Origin of the sequence: Rhodococcus sp. UNC363MFTsu5.1 (genome assembly GCF_000686785.1) — a bacterium.
Classification (GTDB): domain Bacteria; phylum Actinomycetota; class Actinomycetes; order Mycobacteriales; family Mycobacteriaceae; genus Rhodococcus_G; species Rhodococcus_G maanshanensis.
In genome coordinates, this window is the sequence record NZ_JMLO01000001.1 from 658,448 (window position 1) to 674,934 (window position 16,487).

A 16,487-nucleotide genomic window follows, 5' to 3' on the forward strand; every position below is an offset into this window, starting at 1 on the left:
ATTTGCACACGACGAGACGGAGGAACCGTGGCCCTTCCCCAGTTGACTGATGAGCAGCGCGCCGCTGCTTTGGAGAAGGCGGCTGCAGCCCGTAAGGCCAGGGCTGAGCTCAAGGAGCGCCTCAAGCGCGGCGGCACCGACCTGAAGCAGGTCCTCAAGGATGCCGAAGAGAACGAGATCCTCGGCAAGATGAAGGTGTCCGCACTGCTCGAGGCCCTGCCCAAGGTGGGCAAGGTCAAGGCGCAGGAAATCATGACCGAGCTGGAGATCGCTCCGACCCGTCGCCTCCGTGGCCTCGGCGATCGGCAGCGCAAGGCTCTGCTCACCAGGTTCGATTTCGACGCTGAGTAGGAATCTGGTGGCTGACACAGACAACGTGTCAGACAACAGCAAGACCACCCCGGCTTCGAACAGCGGGGAAAGCACAGCGCAGAGGGGCCGGCTGGTTGTACTGGCCGGCCCCTCAGCCGTGGGTAAGTCGAGTGTGGTTCGCAAGCTGCACGAGCGACTTCCCGACCTGGTCTTCAGCGTGTCTGCCACGACGAGAGACCCGCGGCCCGGCGAGGTCGACGGCAAGGACTACACGTTCGTCACCGCTGCCGAGTTCGAGCGGATGATCGCCGCGGGCGAAATGCTCGAATGGGCGGAGATCCACGGTGGGCTGCAGCGGTCGGGCACCCCGGCCGCGCCGGTGATCGCGGCCCTCGAGGCGGGACATCCCGTGCTCGTGGAGGTCGACCTGGCAGGCGCCCGTGCCGTCCGGGCGGCGATGCCGGAGGCGATTCTGGCCTTCCTCGCGCCGCCGAGCTGGGAGGAACTGGTGTCCCGGCTGACCGGTCGTGGCACCGAGTCGGCGGACGTCGTCGCCCGCCGGCTGGAGACCGCGAAGGTCGAATTGGCGGCCAAGGACGAGTTCGACACGGTCATCGTCAACGAGGATGTCGACCGTGCGTGCGACGAGTTGGTATCCTTGTTGGTTGGAACGCCGCGATAGTCGGCGTTCGTTCAGGATTCTGTCTAGAAAACAGCACCGATCACGACTAGCAGCACCTTTGCTCGAACCTGCAGTTCTCAGAAGTAGTTGCAGTTGAAACAAGCGCCGACCACCACAGGAGATTCGCCAGTGAGCGCAACTCAAGCAGCCTTGTCCGACGCCGAGCGCCACGGCGTCCCGGCGTACGACACCCCGTTGGGCATCACCAACCCGCCGATCGACGAGCTGCTCGCCCGCACCTCCTCGAAGTACGCGCTGGTGATCTACTCGGCCAAGCGTGCCCGCCAGATCAACGACTACTACAACCAGCTCGGTGACGGCATCCTCGAGTACGTCGGCCCGCTGGTCGAGCCGGGCCTCCAGGAGAAGCCGCTCTCCATCGCGCTGCGCGAGATCCACTCCGATCTGCTCGAGCACACCGAGGGCGAGTGATACAGAGCCCGTGAGCGAGCTCCTATCGGATTCCGCTGACCGACCCCGCCGCATCGTCGTCGGGGTCGGCGGCGGAATTGCCGCATACAAGGCCTGTTCGATCATCCGCAGCTTCACCGAGAGCGGCCACCACGTGCGGGTGATCCCCACGGACTCGGCGCTGGAGTTCGTCGGACGCGCGACGTTCGAGGCGCTGTCCGGCAACCCGGTGCAGACGGGGGTCTTCGCCGATGTCCCGCAGGTGCCGCACGTGCGGCTCGGCCAGGAGGCCGACCTGGTGGTGATCGCGCCTGCGACGGCCGATCTGATGGCCAGGGCCGCGCACGGGCGCGCCGACGATCTGCTCACCGCGACCCTGCTCACGGCGCGGTGCCCGGTGGTGTTCGCGCCCGCGATGCACACCGAGATGTGGGAGCACCCCGCGACGGTCGCGAACGTGGCGACGCTGCGCGAACGCGGAGTCTGCGTGATCGAGCCCGCCTCGGGACGGCTCACCGGCAAGGACACCGGCGCGGGCAGGCTGCCCGACCCGGACGAGATCGTCGGGCTGGCGACCCTGCTGCTCGAACGGCCCGACGCCCTCCGCCGCGACCTCGTCGGTCGCAAGATCCTGGTGTCCGCCGGCGGCACCCGTGAACCCCTCGACCCGGTCCGGTTCCTCGGCAACCGCAGCTCGGGCAAGCAGGGCTACGCCATCGCCCGGCTCGCCGCGCAGCGCGGCGCCGAGGTGACCCTGATCGCCGGATACACCGCGGACCTGGCCGATCCGGCCGCGCTCGAGGTGATCCGGGTCCGCACCGCGGGCGAGTTGAAGGAGGCCGTGGACAAGGCGGCGGTCGCCGCGGAGGCGGTCGTGATGGCCGCGGCCGTCGCGGACTTCCGGCCGTCCACCATCGCCGACAGCAAGATCAAGAAGGGCGCAGACGAGCCCGACACGATCCCGCTGACCCGCAACGAGGACATCCTGGCCGGGCTCGTCCGGTCGCGACGCGACGGCGACCTGCCGAACACCTCCGTGATCGTCGGATTCGCGGCCGAGACCGGGGACGCGCACGGCGACGTGCTCACGCACGCGCGCTCGAAGCTCGCCAGGAAGGGCTGCGACCTGCTCGTGGTCAACGCGGTCGGGGAGGGCAAGGCGTTCGAGGTCGACCACAACGACGGCTGGCTGCTCGGCGCCGACGGCTCCGAGGTCGCGTTGGAGTACGGCTCCAAGGCCCTGATGGCCAGCCGGGTGCTCGACGCCCTGGTGTCGTTGCTGGAGCGTGGCGGGGCCGCGCACGCGCAGAACGGTCCGGCCTCGTAGTCTGGAAGTCGGACCCTTTGTCGTCGTCCTCGGCGCGGAGGGAATACATTTCCGCTGATTTCGTTTTTCTGCTGAATTCAATGGTTCATATCCGTCGTACCCCGCACTAGGGTCTGTGGGGCAATACCAACGCTGTGGCGAGAGGGAGATCTGTGAGCAAGTCCGGCAGTCGGCTATTCACCAGTGAGTCTGTGACCGAGGGACACCCGGACAAGATCTGTGATGCGATCAGCGACTCCATTCTCGACGCATTGCTCGAACAGGACCCGCGCAGCCGGGTCGCGGTCGAGACGCTGGTGACCACCGGCCAGGTGCACGTGGCGGGTGAGGTCACCACCTCCGCCTACGCGGACATCCCCAAGATCGTCCGCGACAAGGTCCTCGAGATCGGCTACGACTCCTCGGCCAAGGGCTTCGACGGCAACTCCTGTGGCGTGAACATCGCGATCGGCGCGCAGTCCCCTGAGATCGCGCAGGGCGTCGACCACTCGCACGAGGCGCGCGTCGACGGCATCACCGACGACGAGATCGACCGCCAGGGCGCGGGCGACCAGGGCCTGATGTTCGGGTACGCCTGCACCGACACGCCCGAGCTGATGCCGCTGCCGATCGCGCTCGCGCACCGGCTCTCGCGCAGGCTCACGGTGGTGCGCAAGACGGGTGTGCTGCCCTACCTGCGCCCGGACGGCAAGACCCAGGTCACCATCGAGTACGACGGGGACAAGGCGGTCCGGCTGGACACCGTGGTCATCTCCACCCAGCACGCGGCGGACATCGACCTCGACAACCTGCTCACCCCTGACATCAGGGAGAAGGTGCTCGATGTCGTCCTCTCCGAGATCGGCATCCCCACCCTGGACGCGACGGACGTGCGGCTGCTGGTGAACCCCACCGGCAAGTTCGTGCTCGGCGGCCCGATGGGTGACGCGGGCCTGACCGGCCGCAAGATCATCGTCGACACCTACGGCGGCATGGCCCGCCACGGCGGCGGCGCGTTCTCGGGCAAGGACCCGTCGAAGGTCGACCGCTCCGCCGCATACGCGATGCGGTGGGTCGCCAAGAACGCCATCGCGGCCGGGCTGGCCGAGCGCATCGAGGTGCAGGTCGCGTACGCGATCGGCAAGGCGGCTCCCGTCGGCCTGTTCGTGGAGACCTTCGGCACCGAGCGGACCGATCCGGCGCTGATCCAGAAGGCGATCACCGAGGTCTTCGACCTGCGCCCCGGCGCGATCATCCGCGATCTCGACCTGCTGCGCCCGATCTACGCGCCGACCGCGGCGTACGGGCACTTCGGTCGCACCGACATCGACCTCCCCTGGGAGCGCACGGACCGGGCCGAGAAGCTGCGCGCGGCCGCCGGGCTCTAAGTGCCTGCAGCGTCGAGCCGCTCACCGATTCCGGTGGGCGGCTCGTGCCGTCTGTACGGGGTGGTCGGTCCATGTCGGTGAGCGCGGAACGGGAACCGGCGGCGGATCTGCCGATCGCCAGGGTGATCCCGATGCTGCCGCTCGCTCACCTGGACCGCGAGTTCGACTACCGGGTACCGCGCGACCTCGACGAGCTGGCCCAGCCGGGGGTGCGGGTGCGCGTTCGGTTCGCGGGCCGGCTGGTGGACGGGTTCCTCGTCGCGCGCGTCGCGACCAGCGAACATCCCGGCAAGCTGGGCTGGCTGGACAAGGTGGTCGGCGCCGAGCGGGTGCTGACCGATGAGATCGCCGCGCTGGTGGATGCGGTCGCCCAGCGGTACGCGGGCACGAGGGCGGACGTGCTGCGGCTGGCGATTCCACCCCGGCACGCGCGTGTCGAGGCCGAGCAGGCGGGCGAGCGGGCTCCCGCTCCCGAGTCGCCCGGCTGCGAGGCCTGGTCGAGCTACGTGCACGGGGAGGCGTTCGTGTCCGCGGTGCGGGCAGGCCGAGGTCCGCGGGCGGTCTGGCAGGCGCTGCCGGGGGAGGACTGGCCCGCCAGGCTGGCCGATCTGGCGGCCGTGGTGGTGGCGCGCGGTCAGACCGCGGTGCTGGTGGTGCCCGACCAGAAGGACCTCGATCGGGTCGCGGCGGCATGTGTCGACCTGGTCGGCGACGATCTGGTGGTTCCGCTGGCGGCGGGGCTCGGTCCGGCGATGCGGTACCGCCGCTGGCTCGCGGCGCTGCGGGGCACCGCCCGGATCGTGGTCGGCACCCGCAGCTCGGTGTTCGCGCCGGTGTCGGACCTCGGCCTGATGGCGGTGTGGGACGACGGCGACGACAGCCATTCCGAGCCGCGCTCGCCGTACCCGCACGCCCGCGAGGTGGCGCTCCTGCGGGCCCACGCGAGCGGCTGCGCGCTTGTACTCGGTGGCCATGCCAGGACCGCCGAGGCGCAGGCGCTGGTGAACTCCGGCTGGGCGCACGATCTGGTGGCCGACCGCGCCGAGGTGCGGGCCAGGGCACCGCAGGTCACCGCCCTCGCCGACAGCGATCACGCGCTGGCGCGGGATCCGGGGGCCAGGGCGGCGCGACTGCCCGCGATCGCCTTCGCCGCGGCCAGGGAGGCGCTCGCGGCGGGGGCGGGTGTCCTGGTGCAGGTACCGCGGCGCGGCTACGTCCCGTCCCTGGCCTGTGGCAAGTGTCGCGCGCCCGCCCGGTGCCGTCGGTGCAACGGTCCGATGTCGCTGGCGTCGGCGGTGGGGCCGGACGGTGCGGGCACCCCGACGTGCCGGTGGTGCGGTGTCGCCGACGCCACCCATCGGTGCAATGCGTGCGGGTCGCGGTCGCTGCGGGCGGTGGTCGTCGGGGCGGGCCGCACCGCGGAGGAACTGGGACGGGCCTTTCCCGGGGTGCCCGTCCGCACTTCGGGCGGCAGCGAGGTGTTGGCGGCCGTGAAACCCGGTGCGGCACTGGTGGTGTCGACGGTCGGTGCCGAGCCCGTGATGCCGGGCGGCTACGGCGCGGTACTCCTGCTCGACGGCTGGGCGTTGCTGGGGCGGGCGGACCTGAGGGCCGAGGAGGAGACGCTGCGACGCTGGATGACGGCCGGCTCGCTGGCGCGTCCCGCGGGCGAGGGCGGCCGGGTCGTGGTGGTCGCGGACTCGAGCCTGCCGACGGTCCAGTCGCTGGTTCGCTGGGATCCGGTTGGCGCGGCCCAGGCTCAGCTCGACGAACGGGCAGAGGTCCGGTTCCCACCGACCGTGCACATCGCCGCGGTGGACGGTTCGCGCGAGGCCATCGAGGCATTGCTGGCGAACGCGCAGCTGCCCGACGTGGTGGAGCAGCTCGGTCCGGTGCCGTTGCCGCCGGGCGAACGGCTGCCGTTCGCGGGTGACGGTCCGGAGCCGGCCGAGGTGGAGCGGATGCTGCTGCGGGTGCCGCGGGGGAGCGGGGGCGCCCTCGCGAGGGCGTTGTCCGAGGCGCAGGCCGTGCGCGGCGCCAGGCGCGAGTCGGGGTCGGTCCGGGTGCAGATCGACCCCGTCCGTATCGGCTGAGGCATCCCGATGCACTCCGTCGGAGGACATTGCTCGATAGGTTGATCACCTGTGCCGGATCAACCAAGAAACGAGTTCTTCGAGGAAGCGAGCAGCACAAATGTCCAGTTTCCCGGGCCTTGCCCACATCGCCATCACGGTATCCGACCTATCCGCCAGCACCGCTTGGTACAGCGCATTGTTCGGGGCGGCGCCAGTGCTCGACGAGGACGAGGCGTCGGGAACCTTCCACCACATCGTGTTCGCACTCGACGACGGAACGCTCTTCGGGCTACACACCCACACCGGTGGTGGTGCCCCCACGACATTCGATGAACGGCAAGTCGGTCTCGACCATATTGCGTTCCGGTGTTCCTCCGATGAGCTGCCCGGATGGCGGGATCGGCTCGACGCCCTGGGGATAGAGCATGGCGGGATCAAGTCAGCGCACTATGGATCCGGTCTCTCCTTCCGGGATCCGGACAACATCGCCCTCGAGTTCTTCGCGCCGCCGGCGTAGGCATCTGCGGTTCGCTCCGCCATCGCCGGAGGCCACGGACCGGCGGTTGTGTCCGGCGCGGGCAGGGCGTTCACTGGAAGTGGATTCGTGGTTCACCACACGTCTGAGGAGGCTCGGCATGAAGCGGGCAACGCCATCGACAATGCGGAGGACCTACGACGTCTTGCCCCACGAGGGCGACCCGGCGCACAGCTGGGAGGTGCACCAGTACGGTTCGCGCGAGCACAGCTACTTCGGTACCGAGCGGGAGGCGATCGCCGCGGCGCGTGAACTGGCGCACGCGCACCACCCGGCGAGAGTGGTGCTACACGGGCGAGACGGCTTCGCCTACCGCGAATTCACCTGCTAGCGAAGGTGTTTCACCCCCTCGGCACGCGACGGGAGGAGGGTAGGCCATGGCGGCTCGGCCCGACGAGTGGGCGAGCGGCGAGGACTATCAGCGTTACATGGGGCGGTGGAGCCGCCTGGTCGCCGTCGAGTTCCTTCGCGGTCTGCCGCCACTGCCCGCGGCGGCCTGGTGCGACGTCGGGTGCGGGACGGGCTCGCTCACGCAGGCGATACTGGCCGGCGAACGGCCGGCTCGGGTCCTCGGGGTCGACCCCTCGGTCGGGTACCTGGCCGCCGCACGCGTACGGGCGGCGGATGAGCGGGTGGAGTTCGAGGTCGGCAGCGCGGCGGCGATCCCCGCAGCCGACCGCGAGTTCGACCGGGTGGTCTCGGCGCTGGTGCTCAACTTCGCGCCCGATCCGGGAGCGGCGCTGGCCGAGATGGCCCGGGTCGCCCGGCCAGCCGGGCTGATCGCCGCCTACGTGTGGGACTACGCGGGCGGCATGGACATGATCCGACTGTTCTGGGACGCCGCCATCGAGCTGGACCCGGCGGCCGCTCCGCTCGACGAGGGGCGCCGGTTTCCGCTGTGTCGCCCCGAGCCCCTGCGCGAGCTGTTCGCTTCGGCGGGATTGACCGAGGTCCGGGTCGGGCAGGTCTCCGTGGACACCGTGTTCGCGGACTTCGAGGACTTCTGGCGCCCGTTCCTCGGTGGTCAGGGGCCCGCCCCCGGGTACTGCACGGGCCTGACCGAGGACCATCGGGCGGCCCTACGGGAGACGCTTCGCGCCGTGATCCCGCGGACCGCCGCCGGTGCCGTCGCCCTCCGCGCGCGGGCCTGGACGGTTCGCGGTTGCCGGGCGTGACCACGCCCGATTCGAAGGTGACAGTCGACACCTTGCTATCGACTGTTTGTCGATATATCGTCGAACACGTAATTGATACGAACAGTCCGAGGAGGCTGACATGGAAGACATCCAACGAGAGCACGGGCGCGGCAGGCGCAGGCCGGGACGTGAGGGGCGCGATCGTCGTCGCGACGGGTTCGGCCCCGGGTTCGGTCCGGGAATGGGCTTCGGGCCCGGTCACGGTCCCGGCGGCCAGCGGCTCGGCCGCGGGCGCGGGCGCGGTGGCCGCGGGCGGCGCGGCGACGTGCGTGCCGCGGTGCTGCTGCTCCTCGCCGAGGGGCCGATGCATGGCTACGAACTGATCCAGCGAATCGTCGAGCGCAGCAACGGCGTCTGGCGCCCCAGTCCTGGCTCGATCTACCCCGCGCTCGCGCAGCTCGAGGACGAGGGTCTGGTGTTGATCGAGAAGGTGGCCGGCCGCAAAACCGCGCGCCTGACCGAGTCGGGCGTCACGTACGTGGAGGAGAACAAGGCCGACCTGGGGAACCCGTGGGACGAGGTCAGTGCGGGCGTCGGCCAGGAGGCGCAGGACCTGCGCGGACTGATCGGGCAGCTGATGGGTGCGGCTGGTCAGGTCGCCGCGGTCGGGACGCCGGACCAGATCCGCAAGGCGGGCGAGGTGCTCACCGAGTCCCGCCGCGCGCTGTACCGGATTCTCGCCGACGATCCGAACCCGACGGCGAACCCCGCGGCTGCTGAAGGCGCCGAGCCCGAGCCTCAGGCGTGATCGGCAACCGAATCAACCGGACCGTACTGAAATCGTGACCTTCATGTGGTCCCGCGACCGTAGCCACCGCGTGCATGATGTGCGTCGTGAACCGGATCGATTCGAGGCCGTCTGGGGTGGGGGCGGCTCGCAGGATCGTCGCGATCGTCTCGCTGACGTGTGCCGCCACCGTCCTGCCGCTGGCGTCTGCGCACGCCCAATCCAGCACCACCCAGGGGGCGGGGTCGATCTCCGAGACTCCCGAGAATCCCGGTCCTGCGCAGGCGACCCACGCCGACGCGGCCGCCTTCGCCCGCAGGCACCCCGGCAGCGCACCGCCCGGATCGAACGACTTCTCCTGTAAGCCCTCCGCCGCCCATCCGCGTCCGGTGGTCCTCGCGCACGGCACCGACGCCAATGCCTACTCGGACTGGTCCGCGATCGCTCCTGCGCTCAAGTCGGCCGGCTACTGCGTGTTCGCCCTGAACTACGGGGGGAAGCCCGGCGGGGACTCGTTCGGGACCGAGGACATGCGGGTCAGCGGGCAACAGACCGCCGACTTCGTGCAGAGGGTGCGCGCGGCAACCGGCGCCGAGAAGGTCGACCTGGTCGGTTTCTCGCAGGGTGCGACGGTGACGAGGTACTTCGTCAACCGGCTCGGCGGGGCCGCGGTGGTCGACAGGTGGGTCGGGGTGGCGTCGCCGTCCTACGGCGGGGTCTTCTACGGTCTGGCGCCGGTCCTCGACGGAATCCCCGGCGGGGCCGAGGCCATCGAGGCGATGCTCGGACAGGCAGTCGGCCAACAGATCCAGGGATCACCCTTCCTGGACGCGCTGAACGAGCCCGCCGACACCGTCCCCGGCGTGAGCTACACCACGATCGGTACCCAGTACGACGAGATGATCCAGCCGGCGTCGAACGTCGCCCTGCGCGGCCAGGGTGCGACGAACGTCAGCATCCAGGCGCTGTGCCCGCAAGACCGGACCGGGCACATGAACATGGTCTACGACCCGTTCACCATCGGCCTCGTGCTCCGGGCGCTCGATCCCGGCGCCCCGGAACCGATCTGCGCCCCGGTCGCGCTCGGCACCGGGATCCCGCAGATGATGTACGAGAGCAACTTCGGCGGCAGCAGCGACGGAAGCTGACCCGGTCAGTCGTCCCGCGGGTCCTCAGCCGGCGGGCAGCACCTCGGCCATCACGCGCAGCGTGTTGCCGCCCATGATCGCCCTGATGTCGTCGTCGCTGCGGCCGCGGTCGCGCAGTTCCTGGGTGATCACGGCGATCTCACTGGTGTCCCATGCGACTGTGGTCGCTCCGTCGTAGTCGCTGCCGAGCGCCGCTGTCGCCAGGCCGCCGACCTCGATCACGTGCTCGATCGCGTCGACCACCGCTGCCGGGGTCAACTCGCACACGGCCGCGTCCCAGTAGCCGATTCCGACCACGCCTCCGGTCGCCGCAACCCCGCGGATCTCGTCGTCGGTGAGGTTGCGGTTGACGTCGCAGGTGGCCTGCACTCCGCCGTGGCTCGCTACGACGGGCCGCGTCGCCCGTTCGAGCATCTCCTTGATGGCCGGGTGGCTGGCGTGGGCGATGTCGACGATGATGCCGCGCCGCTCCATCTCCGCGAACACCGTCCGGCCGAGATCGGTCAGGCCGCCCTTGGCCTCGCCGTGCATCGAGCCGGACGTCTCGTTGTCGAAGAAGTGGGTGAACCCCGCCATCCGCATGCCTGCGTGGTAGAGCGCGTCGAGGTTCTCGGCCTTGCCCTCGAGGTTCTGCAGGCCCTCGACCGAGAACAGGGCACCGGTCACGTCCTGTCCCGCGGTGCGGTCCGCGAGCAACGTCGCGAGGTCCTCCCGCGTCTTCACGAACCGGAGTCGGCCGTCCGAGTCCGCGGCCGCGTTCTCCAGCTTCTCCGCGTGATAGAGCGAGCGCTGCAGAAGAGAGCCCCAGGTTCGTGGCGGCTGCAGCTGGGCGATCGTGAGGAGTTCGATGTTGTCGGTCTCGTCCGAGTTGGCGTCGTAGTTCTGGCCCTTCGGCGACTTCGAGACGGACGAGAACACCTGCAACGCCACGTTGCCGTCCTGCAGGCGAGGCAGGTCCATGTGGCCGCGGCCGGACCGCTCGAGGAGATCGCGATCCCACATCAGGGTGTCCGAGTGCATGTCGGCGATCTGCAGGCTGTCGTGGAGGTCCTGCGTCTGCGCGGTCACCTCCGGCAGATCCCCTGGCACGACCTTGTTCATGCTTCGCTCGATGGCACCGGGCGCGATCGTGAAGAATCCGACGAGCGCCACGACGATCAGGACCAGGGAACCGATCAGGACACGACGGGGCCACTTGCGCTTCGGGGACGACATGCCGCGAATCCTAAGGCGTGCGAACCAGTTTTGATCGAGTGTTGGGCGATCTGGAACGGATACCGCCGCCCCGAGCTCGGGGCGGCGGCATCCTCGGTGCTATTCGGCCAGCTTGGCGACCGACTGTGCCCACAGGAAGAACTTGTTGGTGCCGAGATCGGCCACGGTGGTGATGTTGAATGCCGCCTTGAGATGTTCGGCATCGGAGTCGCTGACCCCCTGGAGGGCGGCTACCGGCGCCTTGGCCAAATCCTCGATGGACTTGGTTTCCCATTCCTTGTCGAACTTGTTCGCGATTCCCGCCACTGTGACCTCCATCTGAGTTGGAACTTCACTGTCGGCGCACCGGAGTTCGGTACCCGGATTGCGCCAGTGCTCAGTCAATACTCCTTCGGGTGCGGTGTACATCACCGCGGCCGGAGTGTTTCGCGTGGTTGTGGAGTACGCGGTTGTTCGGGAGGACCCTCGGGCTTCCCTAGACTGTTCGTGACGTCGGACCCGACATGACGAGAACCGTGGGAGCAGATTCGTGAGTATTCAACCCGTTCGCCTGTTCGGCGATCCCGTCCTGCGAACCCGCGCGGACGAGGTGGTCGACTTCGACCGGGAACTGCACAGGCTCGTCGCGGACCTCGAGGACACGATGGACGACGAGGGCGGGGCCGGGATCGCCGCACCGCAGATCGGCGTGAGCCTGCGGGTGTTCGCCTACAACTGCGGGGGCGCCGCGGGACACCTGATCAACCCGACCGTTCGAGTGATCGGTGACGAGGTCCAGACCGGTGTCGAGGGTTGCCTGTCGATTCCCGGCGTGCGGGCCGAGTGCACCAGGGCGATGAACGCCGTCGCCACCGGGTTCACGAAGTACGGCGAGCCCATCACGATCGAGGGCACCGGGATCCTGGCCAGGTGCTTCCAGCACGAGACCGATCATCTCGACGGGGTGCTCTTCCTGGACCGGCTCGACCCGGAGGCCAGGAAGGAAGCCATGCGCACGATCCGTCGGTCAGAATGGTTCGGCACGCAGGAGCCGGCGCAGGCCGGTCCGTTCGGCCGGACGGCGGTGCGCTGACATGCGGATCGTTTTCGCCGGTACCCCCGAGCCGGCCGTGCCCTCGCTGGCGCGGCTGCTGAAGTCGACCCGGCACGAGGTGGTCGCGGTCGTGACCAGGCCGGACGCCGTCGCCGGTCGGGGCAGGAAGGTCACCAGGTCGCCAATCGGTCAGCTCGCCGACGAGCACGGCATCGAGGTGCTCACCCCGGCGCGAGCGTCCGACCCGGAGTTCCTCGAGCGGTTGCGCGCCCTGGAGCCGGACTGCTGCCCGGTGGTCGCCTACGGCGCGTTGCTGCCGCGACCGGTGCTCGACGTCCCGCGGCACGGATGGGTGAACCTGCACTTCTCCCTGCTGCCCGCGTGGCGTGGCGCGGCACCGGTGCAGGCGGCGATCGCCGCGGGCGACGACATGACAGGCGCGAGCGCCTTCCTGCTGGAAGAGGGCCTCGACACCGGACCGGTGTTCGGGGTGATGACCGAGCGCATCCGCGGCGACGACACTGCTGGCGAGCTGCTCGGCCGGCTCGCGGACGGCGGCGCGGTGCTGCTGGAGTCCGTGCTCGACGGCATCGAGGACGGCGCCACGACGCCAGTGCCGCAGCCGACCGAGGGCGTGTCGCACGCGCCGAAGGTGACCGTGGAATCGGCCCGGATCCGCTGGGATCAGCCGGCCACCGCGGTCGATCGACTGGTCCGGTCGGTCACCCCCGCGCCCGGTGCGTGGACGCAGGTGGGTGAGCTCCGGCTCAAGGTCGGCCCGGTGCAGGTCACCGACGAGACCCTGGAGCCGGGACAGTTCCTGGTCCGTAAGGACGGCTGCTATATCGGAACCGCGACGACCGCGGTTCGGCTGAGTCAGGTTCAGCCACAAGGTAAGAAGGCCATGGCGGCCGCCGATTGGGCGCGGGGAGCGCGCCTCGACCCCGAGGTGCGTGCACTGTGACCGAATCCCGTAGGCCCGCACGAGGAAAGCGCGATCAGTCGCGCGGCGGCGACAAGCCGGGCGCGAAGGGCGGCCCGAACACCCGGCCGCGCCAGGCCGGCAGGCCCGACCCGTCCGCGAGCGGGGTGGATCGGCCCCGGGTCGCGGCCCGCGACGTGCTGCGCGCCGTGCGCGAGCGCGACGCCTACGCAAACCTGGTGCTGCCCGGTCTGCTTCGAGATCGGAAGATGGACGGCCGGGACGCGGCGCTGGCAACCGAGCTCGCCTACGGGGCGTGCCGGGCGCAGGGCCTGCTGGACGCCGTCATCTCGAAGGGAGCGGGCCGGCCGATCGACGAGATCGACGGGCCTCTCCTCGACGTGCTGCGGTTGGGCACCTACCAGCTGTTGCGCACCCGGGTCGCCCCGCACGCGGCGGTGGCCACCTCGGTGGATCTGGTCCGCAGCGAATTCGGCGGCGGCAAGGCCGGATTCGTCAACGCGGTGCTGCGCCGGGTGGCAGAGAAGAGCGAGGAGCAGTGGGTGTCCGAGCTCGCGCCCGATGCGGCCTCCGATCCGGTGGGGCACCTGGCCTTCGAGCATGCGCATCCCGTCTGGATCGCGCAGGCGTTCGCCGATGCGCTCGGCCCCGACGCCGGTGAGCTGGAGCGGGTGCTCGCCGCGGACGACGCGCGGCCGTCGGTGCACCTGGTGGCGCGACCGGGTGAGATTTCCGCGGAGGAGCTCGCGCTGGTGACCGGGGGCGAGATCGGTCCCTACTCGCCGTACGCGGTGCACCTCGACGGCGGCGATCCCGGCCAGCTCGACGCGGTCCGCGAGGGCCTCGCGGGTGTTCAGGACGAGGGCAGTCAGCTCGTGGCGCGCGCGCTGGCACTGGCGCCGCTCGTCGGCGCCGACGGCGGACGTTGGCTCGACCTGTGCGCGGGACCGGGCGGCAAGGCGGCCCTGCTCGGTGCCCTCGCCGACATCGAGGGTGCCCGCCTCGATGCCGTCGAACCCGCCGAGCACCGGGCCGATCTGGTCCGCAAGACGACAAGGGGACTGCCCGTCGACGTGCACGTCGCGGACGGCCGCGACCCGGGGCTGACGCCCGGATTCGACCGGGTGCTGGTGGACGCGCCGTGCACCGGCCTCGGCGCGCTGCGGCGTCGGCCGGAGGCACGCTGGCGCCGTCAGCCAACCGATGTGGCGGCGCTGGTCAAGCTGCAACGCGAGCTCCTCGCGTCGGCGATCGCGCTGGTCCGGCCCGGTGGCGTGGTCCTGTACTCGACATGCTCCCCGCACCTGTCGGAGACCGTGGCAGTGGTGTCCGACGCGGTCCGCAGGCACGGTGTCGTCGCGCTGGACACCAGGGAACTGGTGCCGGGCGTGCCCGAGCTGGGTGAGGGTCCCGGCGTGCAGCTGTGGCCGCACCGGCACGGCACCGACGCGATGTTCATGGCGGCGCTGCGCAAGCCGGAGTAACCGGACCGGTCAGCAGCAGTTCGGGTCGAGCACGAGGCGCAACGCCTCGAGTGAGTCGGCGCGGGCGCGGTAGTAGACGTTCATGCCGCGCCTCGTCGATTCGACCATGCCCGCCTTCTTCAGCTGGGCGAGGTGGTGGCTGGCGGTGGACTCGGTCAGCTCGATCGCCGCGGCGAGGTCGCAGGTGCAGGCCTCGCCGTCGGGGTTGGTGAGCAGCATCGACATCAGTTTGATCCGGGTGGGGTCGGCGAGTGCCTTCAGTCGCAGTGCGACGTGCAGCGCGGCCTCGTCCGTCATCGGGCCCGCGGCGACCGGGGCGCAGCAGATGGGTGCGGACACGTCCAGCATCGGCAGGGCCTTTGGCATGACATCCATCATGCCAGTCTCTTGACATATGTCAAAAAGGTGCCCACAGTTGTAGGCGAGTAATTTGATATATGTCTTACCACTGGAGGTTCTCATGTCCCGCGTACAGCTCGCACTCAACGTCGACGACCTGACCGAATCGGTCGCGTTCTACTCGAAACTGTTCAACACCGAACCGGCCAAGCTGCGGGAGGGCTACGCGAACTTCGCCATCGCCGAGCCGCCGCTGAAGCTGGTGCTGCTGCAGAACCCCGGCAAGGGCGGAAGCATCAATCACCTTGGCGTGGAGGTGGAATCGAGCGAGATCGTGCACGAGGAGATCGCCCGGCTCACCGGCGAGGGCCTGTTCACCGACGAGGAGATCGGCACCACCTGTTGCTTCGCGACCCAGGACAAGGTGTGGGTCACCGGTCCGGCGGGCGAGAAGTGGGAGGTGTACACGGTGCTCGCTGACAGCGAGACCTTCGGCACCGGACCGTCCTCGCTCGAGATGGCCGCGAGCGCCGCGCCCGCGGAGGGCGTGTGTTGCGCCTCGTCGCCGGCGGAGGAAGCCGCGCCCGCTCAGAGCTCCTGCTGCTGAATCGACCCGGCCGGTTCAGGCCACCGCGGCCGGCGCTCCGCCAGTGTGGATGGAGCGCCGGCTCAGCAGCGCCGCGGCGAGGAAGCACAGGGCGCCGAGGAAGGTGCCCAGGTTCGCCCAGAACAGGCTGAGGAGGTCACCGCTCGCGGGGAGCGTGTAGGCGCCGACCGCCGAAAGGGCGAAGAAGACCGAGCCGACCATGTTGAGCCAGGTGCCGTGCCACGTGCGAGCGTGCTTGTCCCACAGGGTGTGGCGATCGCGCGTGGCCACGACCGCCAGTCCGCTGGCGACCAGGAAGCAGACCGAGCCGAAAGCGTCGGGACGCCAGCCGTCCGACAGATGTGAGTCGGTGTCCATGACCGTGACGAGGGCCTCCGTCGTGCTCACGTTGAAGCAGAGCGTGCCGGCGAACTGGACGGCTGCGGCCCACCAGTCCGCCCTGTCCGCCGGGTTCGTGGACCGGCGGGGCGGTTGTCTACCGCTGAGGGCGAGCTGGATCAGGGCGGCGAGGGTGAAGAAGACGGCGCCGACGACGAAGGTGAGGTTGGTGGTCACGGGGCCGACCGCCTCGGCGTACTGCGGCACGGCACCGACGGCGAAGAAAACAGATCCGATGGCGAATCCCCACGCCTCGCGACGGAGGCGGATGATGCGGTCGCGCGTCACGGTTAGAGCGTAACTTCCCTTTCGTCCAAGCCACCCGGGTTCGGGCGGGCGCATGCTGACCCCATGCACACCTGGGAAGAAGTCGTCGACATCGCGCAGCGCCTGCCGGAGGTCGAGGTGTCCACCTCGTACAACACGCCCGCGCTCAAGGTCGGGGGAAAGGGGTTCGCGCGCCTGCGCAGTGAGGCCGAGGGCGGGCTGATGCTGCTGTGCGCCCTCGAGGAGAAGGAGGCGCTGCTGGCCTCGGGCGACCCGGCGTTCTACACGACCCCGCACTACGACGGCTACGGGGCGATCCTGGTCGACCTGGAGCGGGTGGATCGGCAGCAGCTGATCGAACTCGTGGGCGAGGCCTGGCGGATCCGGTCCCCTGCGAGGTTGCGCAAGCGCGTCGACGGGGCGGCTCCGCGCACCAACTAA

General features: G+C 69.8%; 20 protein-coding genes. 16 read left to right on the forward strand and 4 right to left on the reverse strand.

Annotated features, from left to right (window positions below):
- Positions 1 to 27: 27 nt before the first annotated feature.
- The 11 genes from mihF (at position 28) to BR31_RS0103145 (ending at position 9,780) form a co-directional block, all read left to right on the forward strand.
- Positions 28 to 351 carry an integration host factor, actinobacterial type gene (gene mihF, locus BR31_RS0103095; protein WP_027499670.1) on the forward strand — a complete coding sequence of 108 codons (324 nt, stop codon included), beginning with the start codon at positions 28 to 30 and terminating at the stop codon, positions 349 to 351.
- Positions 352 to 442: 91 nt separating this feature from the next.
- On the forward strand, positions 443 to 994 hold the full coding sequence (gmk, locus tag BR31_RS0103100; protein ID WP_051636939.1) for a guanylate kinase: 552 nt from the start codon (positions 443 to 445) through the stop codon (positions 992 to 994).
- A 129-nt stretch (positions 995 to 1,123) separates the two neighbouring features.
- On the forward strand, positions 1,124 to 1,426 hold the full coding sequence (gene rpoZ, locus BR31_RS0103105) for a DNA-directed RNA polymerase subunit omega (protein ID WP_027499672.1): 303 nt from the start codon (positions 1,124 to 1,126) through the stop codon (positions 1,424 to 1,426).
- 10 nt (positions 1,427 to 1,436) lie between these two features.
- The gene (coaBC, locus tag BR31_RS27290) at positions 1,437 to 2,732 is read left to right on the forward strand and encodes a bifunctional phosphopantothenoylcysteine decarboxylase/phosphopantothenate--cysteine ligase CoaBC (RefSeq protein WP_051636905.1); all 1,296 of its coding nucleotides are present in this window, start codon (positions 1,437 to 1,439) and stop codon (positions 2,730 to 2,732) included.
- A gap of 152 nt (positions 2,733 to 2,884) precedes the next feature.
- On the forward strand, positions 2,885 to 4,099 hold the full coding sequence (gene metK, locus BR31_RS0103115; protein ID WP_027499673.1) for a methionine adenosyltransferase: 1,215 nt from the start codon (positions 2,885 to 2,887) through the stop codon (positions 4,097 to 4,099).
- A gap of 71 nt (positions 4,100 to 4,170) precedes the next feature.
- Complete coding sequence (locus tag BR31_RS0103120) at positions 4,171 to 6,192, forward strand: primosomal protein N' (RefSeq protein ID WP_197023526.1); 2,022 nt, start codon at positions 4,171 to 4,173, stop codon at positions 6,190 to 6,192.
- Between the two features lie 100 nt (positions 6,193 to 6,292).
- The gene (locus BR31_RS0103125; RefSeq protein WP_027499675.1) at positions 6,293 to 6,691 is read left to right on the forward strand and encodes a VOC family protein; all 399 of its coding nucleotides are present in this window, start codon (positions 6,293 to 6,295) and stop codon (positions 6,689 to 6,691) included.
- 118 nt (positions 6,692 to 6,809) lie between these two features.
- Positions 6,810 to 7,040, forward strand: a complete 231-nt coding sequence (locus BR31_RS31800; RefSeq protein ID WP_197023528.1) for a DUF2188 domain-containing protein — start codon at positions 6,810 to 6,812, stop codon at positions 7,038 to 7,040.
- A gap of 46 nt (positions 7,041 to 7,086) precedes the next feature.
- The gene (locus tag BR31_RS0103135) at positions 7,087 to 7,884 is read left to right on the forward strand and encodes a class I SAM-dependent methyltransferase (RefSeq protein WP_027499677.1); all 798 of its coding nucleotides are present in this window, start codon (positions 7,087 to 7,089) and stop codon (positions 7,882 to 7,884) included.
- Between the two features lie 100 nt (positions 7,885 to 7,984).
- Complete coding sequence (locus BR31_RS27295) at positions 7,985 to 8,653, forward strand: PadR family transcriptional regulator (RefSeq protein ID WP_051636906.1); 669 nt, start codon at positions 7,985 to 7,987, stop codon at positions 8,651 to 8,653.
- 86 nt (positions 8,654 to 8,739) lie between these two features.
- Positions 8,740 to 9,780: an esterase/lipase family protein gene (locus BR31_RS0103145; protein ID WP_442970178.1), complete on the forward strand. Its 1,041-nt coding sequence runs from the start codon at positions 8,740 to 8,742 to the stop codon at positions 9,778 to 9,780.
- 24 nt (positions 9,781 to 9,804) lie between these two features.
- Here BR31_RS0103145 and BR31_RS0103150 read toward each other — a convergent pair whose 3' ends face one another.
- A complete protein-coding gene (locus BR31_RS0103150) occupies positions 9,805 to 10,995 on the reverse strand; it encodes a dipeptidase (RefSeq protein ID WP_027499679.1) in 1,191 nt (396 codons plus the stop codon).
- 99 nt (positions 10,996 to 11,094) lie between these two features.
- Complete coding sequence (locus BR31_RS0103155; RefSeq protein WP_027499680.1) at positions 11,095 to 11,301, reverse strand: hypothetical protein; 207 nt, start codon at positions 11,299 to 11,301, stop codon at positions 11,095 to 11,097.
- Positions 11,302 to 11,524: 223 nt separating this feature from the next.
- Between BR31_RS0103155 and def the strand changes: the two genes are divergently transcribed.
- Genes def through BR31_RS0103170 form a run of 3 tightly spaced genes read left to right on the forward strand, consistent with a single transcriptional unit; the run spans position 11,525 to position 14,455 of the window.
- Entirely contained in the window at positions 11,525 to 12,067 is a 543-nt protein-coding gene (def, locus tag BR31_RS0103160; protein WP_027499681.1) for a peptide deformylase, read from the forward strand.
- Between the two features lies 1 nt (position 12,068).
- Positions 12,069 to 12,992: a methionyl-tRNA formyltransferase gene (gene fmt / locus BR31_RS0103165; protein ID WP_027499682.1), complete on the forward strand. Its 924-nt coding sequence runs from the start codon at positions 12,069 to 12,071 to the stop codon at positions 12,990 to 12,992.
- Complete coding sequence (locus tag BR31_RS0103170) at positions 12,989 to 14,455, forward strand: RsmB/NOP family class I SAM-dependent RNA methyltransferase (protein ID WP_027499683.1); 1,467 nt, start codon at positions 12,989 to 12,991, stop codon at positions 14,453 to 14,455. The genes fmt and BR31_RS0103170 overlap by 4 nt, the downstream gene beginning before the upstream one ends.
- Positions 14,456 to 14,464: 9 nt before the next feature.
- Here the strand turns inward: BR31_RS0103170 and BR31_RS0103175 are convergent, their stop codons facing one another.
- The gene (locus BR31_RS0103175; protein WP_027499684.1) at positions 14,465 to 14,821 is read right to left on the reverse strand and encodes an Rv2640c family ArsR-like transcriptional regulator; all 357 of its coding nucleotides are present in this window, start codon (positions 14,819 to 14,821) and stop codon (positions 14,465 to 14,467) included.
- 94 nt (positions 14,822 to 14,915) lie between these two features.
- Here BR31_RS0103175 and BR31_RS0103180 point away from each other — a divergent pair, with 94 nt between their 5' ends.
- Positions 14,916 to 15,401: an ArsI/CadI family heavy metal resistance metalloenzyme gene (locus BR31_RS0103180; RefSeq protein WP_027499685.1), complete on the forward strand. Its 486-nt coding sequence runs from the start codon at positions 14,916 to 14,918 to the stop codon at positions 15,399 to 15,401.
- A gap of 15 nt (positions 15,402 to 15,416) precedes the next feature.
- On the opposite strand, the gene BR31_RS27300 is transcribed toward BR31_RS0103180, so the two are convergent.
- Positions 15,417 to 16,067, reverse strand: coding sequence for a YrhK family protein (locus BR31_RS27300; RefSeq protein ID WP_037175263.1), 651 nt, complete (start codon positions 16,065 to 16,067; stop codon positions 15,417 to 15,419).
- 63 nt (positions 16,068 to 16,130) lie between these two features.
- Between BR31_RS27300 and BR31_RS0103195 the strand changes: the two genes are divergently transcribed.
- Positions 16,131 to 16,487: an MmcQ/YjbR family DNA-binding protein gene (locus BR31_RS0103195; RefSeq protein WP_027499687.1), complete on the forward strand. Its 357-nt coding sequence runs from the start codon at positions 16,131 to 16,133 to the stop codon at positions 16,485 to 16,487.